This window comes from Exiguobacterium sp. s125 (assembly GCF_018618605.1).
Taxonomy (GTDB): domain Bacteria; phylum Bacillota; class Bacilli; order Exiguobacteriales; family Exiguobacteriaceae; genus Exiguobacterium_A; species Exiguobacterium_A oxidotolerans.
Genome location: NZ_JACSMI010000020.1, coordinates 1 through 455 on the forward strand (window position 1 = coordinate 1; position 455 = coordinate 455).

Consider the following 455-nt stretch of genomic DNA (forward strand, 5'->3'; position numbering starts at 1 on the left):
GCTGCGACAGAAGGCGAACTTCCGAAGGAAGCAGCTGAAGAAGTCCTTCGTGCTCACGAAGCGGACGTCTATAAAACATTCCAAGAGTATGCAGCAGGCGACTATGAAGGATCGTACAACACGTTCCGTGAAGGATACAGCCGCATGTATGACATCTCGAAAGCTCTCTCAGTCGCGATCACAACACAGATGCCTGAGAAGTTCGATAACTCGAAAGCTGATACGAAAGCGGCTGACCTCCGGTCAACACTCAACAGCCTTGCTGCTGAACACGTCGCTCTTGCGAACCTCAGTATGACGGCAGGTGTCGATCAAGCGAAAGACTACGATGCTGCAAACTGGGCGGAAGACATGCACACAGCTGACTTCAAAGCCGCAATCAAATCAATTTACGGTGAAGCCGGTGCAGATCAGTTCGAGCAAGCTTGGACGAAAAATCACATCGAAGCACAAGC

Annotated in this window: 1 pseudogene; it reads left to right on the plus strand. The window is 50.8% G+C overall.

What is annotated here, in order from left to right:
• Positions 1–455 (plus strand): annotated as a pseudogene (locus KNQ05_RS15885) (copper amine oxidase); the annotation flags it as partial.